Consider the following 7598-nt stretch of genomic DNA (forward strand, 5'->3'; position numbering starts at 1 on the left):
AATGTAGAAAAAGGCGAATGCCTTTTTCTCCCTTGGATCTTATTTCCTCCTTCCCTTCCTTCTTTTCTCACAATTTTCACAGAAAAAGGAGGAATACTATGCCAAACAATATAGAAGGACGTGGACTGACGGATCGTGAGATGATGCAGTTGTGTCTCGAATTGGAAAAAGGCCGCTGCCGCAGCATTGCCAATTCATTGCTGGAGACAAGCCACGACGAACTGCGTGCGATTTATCAGCGCTGTCTGGAAACCGCCATTACGCACCAGCAGCACATCTTTGAAAACATGCAGCAGAGCGGCTATTATATGGTGCCGCAGGCAACTCCCGAGCAGATCTTTGAAGTACAAGGATTGCTGCAGAACAATTTAAACCCGGGAAATCAAGTGTAAGCAGACGGAAAATAAGGAAAGAACCGTATAGATAGTGCGGTTCTTTTTTCTGTTTTTTCGGGTTTTGCTTTCACGTTTTTCACAGTTTTATGCCTTCCCATATGAAGAATTTGGGGGCAAAATGTAGAAAAGAGGGCGGATAGGGTTACAATAGAAGGGATAGAGTAATTTTGGCAGAAAGTGGTGAACCGCTTGTATCCGAGAGGACCATTGCGTTTAATGTATCGCTTATATCGGCATATCTTTCCCGCTGTCCGTGCGGAAGTGGAGCGCTGGCGCAAGCGTGCCGAACGAATTCCCGATCCGGAACTGCGCAAGCAGGCGCTTGACAGTATTAGCAATAAATTGTTTCACTGCGAAGGCGGATCGGTCTATGCGGCCGCACATATGGAATGGAAAGATTCGCTTGTTCGGCTTATCGTAGCGTATCAGACGATTAGTGATTATTTGGACAATCTATGTGACCGATCGACAACGCTCGGTGCGCAAAACTTTGATCGACTGCACCAGGCCATGCGGGATGCGGTGTCCGGTACTTTCTCGTTGATAGATTATTATGAATTTAATAAGGAAAAAGACGACGGCGGTTATTTAAAGGCGTTAGTAGCCGTCTGCCACACAGAAATCCGCAAGCTTCCGGGCTATGATCTTGTCCGGGATGACGTGTGCGAATTGGTATCACTGTATTGTGATCTGCAGGTGCATAAGCATGTGGTCAAAGAAGAGCGGGAAGTGCGCCTGCTTGCCTGGTGGCAAGAACATAAGCAGAAAGCACCGCACCTGTTCTGGAACGAGTTTGCGGCCGCTACCGGCTCTACGCTGGCCTTGTTTCATATGTTTCAGATTGCATCGTACCCGGACGTATCACCGAAACGGGTTACGCTGCTGAGACAGGCGTATTTTCCGTGGATTTGTTCCTTGCATATTCTGCTTGACTATTTAATCGATCTCGAAGAAGATGAAGTGGGCGGTGACTTAAATTTTATTGCTTACTATGAGAGTGACAAGATCATTTATGAACGGATTCACTATATTGTGCAGGAAGCCAAAAAACATATTCAACTGCTGCCGGACCGAAAGTTTCACAGCATGATCGTGGACGGACTGCTGGGGCTGTATTTGTCCGACGGCAAAGTACAGCGCCACCCGACGGTCAAGCGCGTCGCCCGGTGGATTATCCGCTCTTCTTCGCTTCCGACCCGTTTTTTCTTTCTTAACAGCCGCGGCTACCGCGGCAGCAAAGCGGTGCTGCAGGCACCGCCGACCGCAAAATAAGTCGGTTCCTTTTGCAGAAAAAATAGGGTATGATGAAGTTTGTTATCTATAAAAGACACAGTCAAGGGAACGAGTGAGAGAGAACAGTGATAGTAACTACACGGCATGAAGCACCGACTGAAGTGCAAAAGCAGGCTAAAGCGCTTGCGCACAACCTTGGTGTACAGTTTGTTGAACGTAGAAAAATGTCTATCGCCCGCCTGCATGAAATAGACGAGCGTGTTCTTGTTGTTACTGACGGTGGAATTAAGGCATACAGTAAAGGCTCCGGGGAGCCGTTCTTTTTCCACCCGGGTATGGCCATGCTTCGTATAAAAAGGTTGATGGCCGGTGATACTGATGTAATGGTTCAGGCTTGTGGACTTCAAGCAGGCGATGCATTTCTTGATTGTACGCTTGGCCTCGGATCCGATTCGATAGTTGCATCGTTTGTCGTAGGGCAGGGGGGGCGCGTGGTGGGACTGGAATCAGAGTGCGCTCTATCCGTTGTCGTCGGGGATGGGCTGAAACGGTACGAAAGCCCTCTGTCCGAAGCGGTGGAAGCCATGCGTCGTATCGAAGTGAAGCCTATCCATCATTTGACTTTTTTGCGTCAATGTGAAAATAATAGTTTTGATATTGTCTATTTCGACCCAATGTTTTTTCAAGCGATTGAATCTTCCGAGAGCATAGCGCCGCTTCGTCCGTTTGCCAATTATGAGATGGTGGCGGCAGAAGCGGTGGAAGAGGCGAAACGGGTGGCCTGCCGGCGCGTCGTAATGAAAAACCACCGGGAGAGTCCAGACTTTGCGCGCTTAGGATTTACGCGCATCCGGAAAATCGAACGTTCTTTTACATATGGAATTATCGAGGTCGGAGGCGAAGTCAGATGAGCTATAGACAACAGCGGGTGCTTGCGATTGTCGGTCCGACTTCAGTGGGGAAGACCGCGCTTAGCCTGGAGCTTGCGCGGCGATTCAGGGGAGAGATTATCTCCGGCGACTCCATGCAGTTTTACCGGGGCATGGATATTGGTACAGCGAAAGCGACGGAAGAGGAAAGGGCGGAAGTTCCGCATCATTTAATCGATATTCGCGATCCGGACGAAGAGGTAACAGTGGCTGAATTTCAACGCCTGTGCGCCGATCTTATCGCACGCATTAACGCACGGGGCAAATTGCCGATAATGGTAGGCGGTACAGGATTGTATGTTCAGTCCGTACTCTATGATTATCGCTTCTCTTCGGCTGGCGAAGACAAAGCCTATCGTCAAGAATTGATGGCATTCTCCGAGACGCATGGCAGAGAGGCGCTGCACGCAAGGCTCGCTGCCATCGATCCGGAAACAGCCGATAGGCTACACCCCAACGATGTAAAACGGATTATCCGGGCACTTGAAGTGTACCATGTTACCGGCACGCCGATGTCGCAGTATCAGGCACGGAGCGAAGAATCGCCATATGATTTGTTGCTGCTCGGCCTGACGATGGATCGGGCACGATTGTATGAACGAATCAATCGTCGCGTCGATTTGATGATTGCGGAAGGATTGATTGAAGAGGTGGAAGGGCTGCTTGCCAAAGGTTATGATGCCTCTTTGCGGTCAATGAAGGCGCTCGGATACAAAGAGATTATTGAGTATCTTGAAGGTCGCACGACACGTGAGGAAGCCATTGAATTGGTAAAAAAGCGAACCCGTAATTTTGCCAAACGTCAGCTTACCTGGTTCCGCGCCATGAAGGATATTGTCTGGTTCGATGTAACGCCGATACATAAAGATGCTCTTATGTCTACATATGAAGCAATTTATGAGACGGTGGCAGGAAAGTTCGAATAAGTGACGAATATAATAAAAAAATTATTTAAAGATAAATATAGGAGGTATTACCATGGCAAATACCATCAACATCCAAGATACGTTCTTAAACCACCTGCGCAAGGAAAATGTCCCTGTCACCATTTACCTCGTAAATGGTTTTCAACTGCGCGGACTTGTGAAAGCATTCGACAACTTTACTGTTGTAATTGATACAGAAGGAAAGCAGCAGTTAGTATACAAGCATGCCATTTCTACCTTCTTACCGCAACGACCGGTTTCTTTAATGCCTGACAACGAGTAATCATCTTCCTTTGAGGTACCTGCCGGACAGCCGCGATGCTGTCCGGTTTTTTGTGTTTCGATACAGCAGGTAAGGAAAAATACAGGTAAAAGCGGGAAAATTGCGTCTTTTTTACCGGAAGAAAAACAGCGGTATTTGATGTAATGTAATAGTAGGGGGAGGTGCGTATGAGGATTACGTTCTTGGATGAAGATGGGGATGAGTATGTCATTGAGTTGTCGGACGGGGAGGGACTGCTTTCTGCATTGCAAAAGTCCCGCAGCATCGCTTTTAAACATAAATGGTACAACGTAGGAGACATCATAAGAATAGCATGTCCGGACGAGAAAACAGAACCGGAAGTCATCGTGTCGTTAATCAACAAGACGGTCATGAGCAATCAGGAAATTCTTTGAGAGAATGGAAAATAAAAAAGGCAGGGAAAATAAGGGTTGACCCGGCGGATTGCCGGGTATTTTTTATTTGACTTATGTTGTACAAATAGATTAAATTATTTATTGTGCTTGGACACACCGGCGCCTTGAAAGCAAAGGACGGCGCATGAATAGTGTAAAATATAAATTTTACTTGATGTATCAACTTTAGATAAGAGAGAATGCGGTGCCCTCTTTTGTCTGTGCAAAAGGGGCTTTTTCGTATGAAGACAAGCATCGAACGTTTAAGGAGGGAACACGTTGATTTCAGTCCGCAATCTGGAAAAAGTGTACGGCAGCGGCAGTACGGCCGTGCACGCAATTAAAAACGCCAACTTTGAAATCGAAAAAGGCGAAATTTTCGGCGTCATCGGGTTCAGCGGCGCCGGAAAAAGTTCATTGATTCGCTGCATTAACCTGTTGGAACGTCCGACTTCGGGGGAAGTGATTGTAAACGGTACGGATTTAACCAAACTGTCCACAGACGAACTGCGTAAAGCGCGTCGTAAAATCGGCATGATTTTTCAGCACTTCAACCTGCTGTCGTCCGCTACGGTTTTTGATAATGTGGCCGCACCGCTTAAGCTGAACAAGGCACCGAAAGAAGTAATTCGGAAGAAAGTAAGCGAGCTGCTTGAAGTCGTAGGTCTATCCAATCGTGCCCAGGCGTATCCGTCCCAATTATCGGGGGGACAGAAGCAGCGTGTCGCCATTGCACGGGCACTGGCGAACGACCCGGAAATTTTGTTGTGCGACGAGGCGACTTCGGCGCTTGACCCGCAGACGACCGAGTCGATTCTTGATTTGCTGCTCGACATTAACAAGCAATACAATCTGACCATTATGCTGATTACGCACGAAATGCATGTCGTGAAAAAGATTTGTGATCGCGTGGCAGTAATGGAAGAAGGACAAATCGTCGAAATGGGATCCGTGCTTGATATTTTCTCCAGCCCGAAGACCGCAACAACGAGAAACTTTATTCGCAATATTTTTGATGATCAATTGCCGGAAGGCTTTCTCGAGCGTATGCAGCACGTACCGGGCAGCCGGATTGTGCGCTTGACATTCATTGGAGAGAGCACGGGGCACCCAGTGCTTGCGGAGCTGACGGAGAAATATCATTTGAAACCGAATATTCTGTTTGGCCACATTACGCAGATAAAAGATACGACGTTCGGCTACCTGGTGATTTCGCTGACCGGGGAGGCCGCAGTGCTTGATGCGGCATTAAAGTATGTGAATGAACGAGGAGTCCGCGCGGAGGTGATACACCATGTTTAACGGAATGGATCCGCATTGGGATCTGTATTTGCCCGCACTGCAGGAAACGCTGTATATGGTGGGCTGGTCCATCTTTCTTGGTACATTAATTGGAATTCCGCTCGGCGTATTGCTCGTCATTACGCGGCCGGGCCACATTTTTGAACAGCCGGTATTCTATCAGATTGTAAGCACAGTTATCAATATTATTCGTTCGGTGCCGTTTATCATCCTGCTGTTTGCATTAATTCCGTTCACGAAGCTTGTTGTCGGGACGTTTATCGGCGTAGAAGGCGCCATCGTACCGCTAGTCGTGTATGTGTCGCCGTATATTGCCCGCCTGATGGAATCGGCGCTGCTTGAAGTGGACGCCGGGCTGATTGAAGCGTTCCAGGCAATGGGTGCGACCCGTCGCCAGATTATTTTTAACGTCATGCTGAAAGAGGCACGGCCGGCACTTGTTTTGTCGCTTACGATTGCCATTATCGGTTTGATTGACGCCACCGCAATGGCGGGGATCATTGGTGCAGGCGGCCTCGGTAACCTGGCGTACCGCTACGGATTCCAGCGCTGGGAAACGCTCGTGATGATTATTACCGTCATTATCCTGATTATGCTGGTGCAGCTGCTGCAAACGTTGGGTAACCGAATTGCGCGTTCCATGCGCAAGGATTAACAGGGGCATATGTAACGGATATTTACAGAAAGAGAGGGAAGAATGAGGACAGGATTATCATGTAGAAAAAGGCGACGGCCTTTTTCTTCTCTGGATCTTATTTCCTCTTCTCCTCTTTCCTCATGATTTTCACAAAAAAAGGGGAGCAGGGCAGTGAAAGCGTTGAAATTTCAGCCGTCAGATGCGATGAACCGCCTGCCGGATCAGTTTTTTTCCGGACTTGCGGGCAAAGTGCAGAGAAAAATCGAAGCGGGATACGATGTAATTAACCTGGGGCAGGGCAATCCTGACAAACCTACCCCGGCTCATATTGTGGACGCGCTAAAGCGTGAGGCGGAAAACCCGCTCAACCACAAATATTCACCGTTCCAGGGACGCCGGGAGCTGAAAGCGGCGATCGCACACTGGTACAAACAGGAGCGCGGCGTGACACTGGACCCGGATACGGAGGTTGCCATTCTGTTCGGCGGCAAGACCGGGCTGGTCGAACTCAGCAATATCTTCCTGAACCCGGGTGACGTTTGCCTTGTACCGGACCCTGGATATCCGGATTACTGGTCGGGTGTGGCGATGGCCGGAGGCGTGATGGAGATGATGCCGCTCCGCGAAGAGAATGAGTTTCTTCCGGACTTTTCACAGATTTCACCGGATGTGGCGCGGCGGGCGAAAATGATGTTTCTTAATTATCCGAACAACCCGACCGGTGCGGTGGCGACACCTGCGTTCATCGAGGCAGCGGTGAAATTCTGCCGTGACCATGAGATTTTGCTGATTCACGATTACGCATATGGGGCAATCGGATTTGATGGCGTAACACCACCCAGCTTCCTGTCCCATCCGGATGCCAAAGATGTCGGCATCGAAGTCTATACCTTGTCAAAGACATATAATATGGCCGGCTGGCGCGTCGGTTTTGCGCTCGGCAATGCAGACGTGGTACGCCTGATTAACCTGTATCAGGACCATTATTTTGTCAGTTTATTCGGTGCGATCCAGATGGCGTCTGTCGAAGCGCTGACAGCATCTCAGCAGTGCGTATATGACCTGTGCGCGATGTATGAATCACGTCGTAACACGCTGTACGGGGCACTGCATCGTATCGGTTGGAAGGCGCGGCCGACACCGGGATCGTTCTTTGCCTGGCTGCCGGTGCCTGCGGGCTATTCCTCAGCTTCCTTCGCAGATTTTTTGCTGGATGAGGCACAGGTAGCGGTCGCGCCGGGGGTTGGCTTCGGCGTGCAGGGCGAAGGTTATGTGCGGGTTGGTCTGCTCGTGGATGAGCCGCGCCTTGCGGAAGCGGCGGAGCGAATCCATAAACTGCGGTTGTTTGAATAATGGTAAGAGCCCGGCTGTGCGTCGGGCTCCTTTTTTTTTGTGAAAATCATGAGAAAAGAAGGAAAGGGAAGAGGAAATAAGATCCAGGGGAGAAAAAGGCCTTCGCCTTTTTCTACATGATAATCCTCTCCTCATTCTTTCCTCT

Annotated in this window: 9 protein-coding genes; all 9 read left to right on the forward strand. The window is 49.2% G+C overall.

Annotated features, from left to right (window positions below):
• Positions 1–98 precede the first annotated feature (98 nt).
• The gene (locus B2899_RS06885; protein WP_146810138.1) at positions 99–392 is read left to right on the forward strand and encodes a spore coat protein; all 294 of its coding nucleotides are present in this window, start codon (positions 99–101) and stop codon (positions 390–392) included.
• Positions 393–611: 219 nt separating this feature from the next.
• Positions 612–1667 carry a tetraprenyl-beta-curcumene synthase family protein gene (locus B2899_RS06890; RefSeq protein WP_146810137.1) on the forward strand — a complete coding sequence of 352 codons (1056 nt, stop codon included), beginning with the start codon at positions 612–614 and terminating at the stop codon, positions 1665–1667.
• An 86-nt stretch (positions 1668–1753) separates the two neighbouring features.
• Positions 1754–2539 (forward strand): class I SAM-dependent methyltransferase, encoded by a 786-nt coding sequence (locus tag B2899_RS06895; protein WP_146810136.1) that lies wholly within the window; start codon positions 1754–1756, stop codon positions 2537–2539.
• A complete protein-coding gene (miaA, locus tag B2899_RS06900; protein WP_286884628.1) occupies positions 2536–3483 on the forward strand; it encodes a tRNA (adenosine(37)-N6)-dimethylallyltransferase MiaA in 948 nt (315 codons plus the stop codon). The genes B2899_RS06895 and miaA overlap by 4 nt, the downstream gene beginning before the upstream one ends.
• Before the next feature lie 52 nt (positions 3484–3535).
• On the forward strand, positions 3536–3766 hold the full coding sequence (gene hfq / locus B2899_RS06905) for an RNA chaperone Hfq (RefSeq protein ID WP_146810134.1): 231 nt from the start codon (positions 3536–3538) through the stop codon (positions 3764–3766).
• Between the two features lie 167 nt (positions 3767–3933).
• A complete protein-coding gene (locus tag B2899_RS06910; protein WP_146810133.1) occupies positions 3934–4161 on the forward strand; it encodes a hypothetical protein in 228 nt (75 codons plus the stop codon).
• Between the two features lie 279 nt (positions 4162–4440).
• On the forward strand, positions 4441–5463 hold the full coding sequence (locus tag B2899_RS06915) for a methionine ABC transporter ATP-binding protein (protein ID WP_146810132.1): 1023 nt from the start codon (positions 4441–4443) through the stop codon (positions 5461–5463).
• Positions 5456–6118 carry a methionine ABC transporter permease gene (locus B2899_RS06920; RefSeq protein WP_246147309.1) on the forward strand — a complete coding sequence of 221 codons (663 nt, stop codon included), beginning with the start codon at positions 5456–5458 and terminating at the stop codon, positions 6116–6118. Before B2899_RS06915 ends, B2899_RS06920 begins: the two co-directional genes overlap by 8 nt.
• Before the next feature lie 162 nt (positions 6119–6280).
• On the forward strand, positions 6281–7453 hold the full coding sequence (locus tag B2899_RS06925) for a pyridoxal phosphate-dependent aminotransferase (RefSeq protein ID WP_286884673.1): 1173 nt from the start codon (positions 6281–6283) through the stop codon (positions 7451–7453).
• The last annotated feature ends 145 nt before the right edge of the window (positions 7454–7598 follow it).

The sequence above is a fragment of the Aneurinibacillus sp. UBA3580 genome (assembly GCF_002375825.1).
GTDB lineage: Bacteria > Bacillota > Bacilli > Aneurinibacillales > Aneurinibacillaceae > Aneurinibacillus > Aneurinibacillus danicus.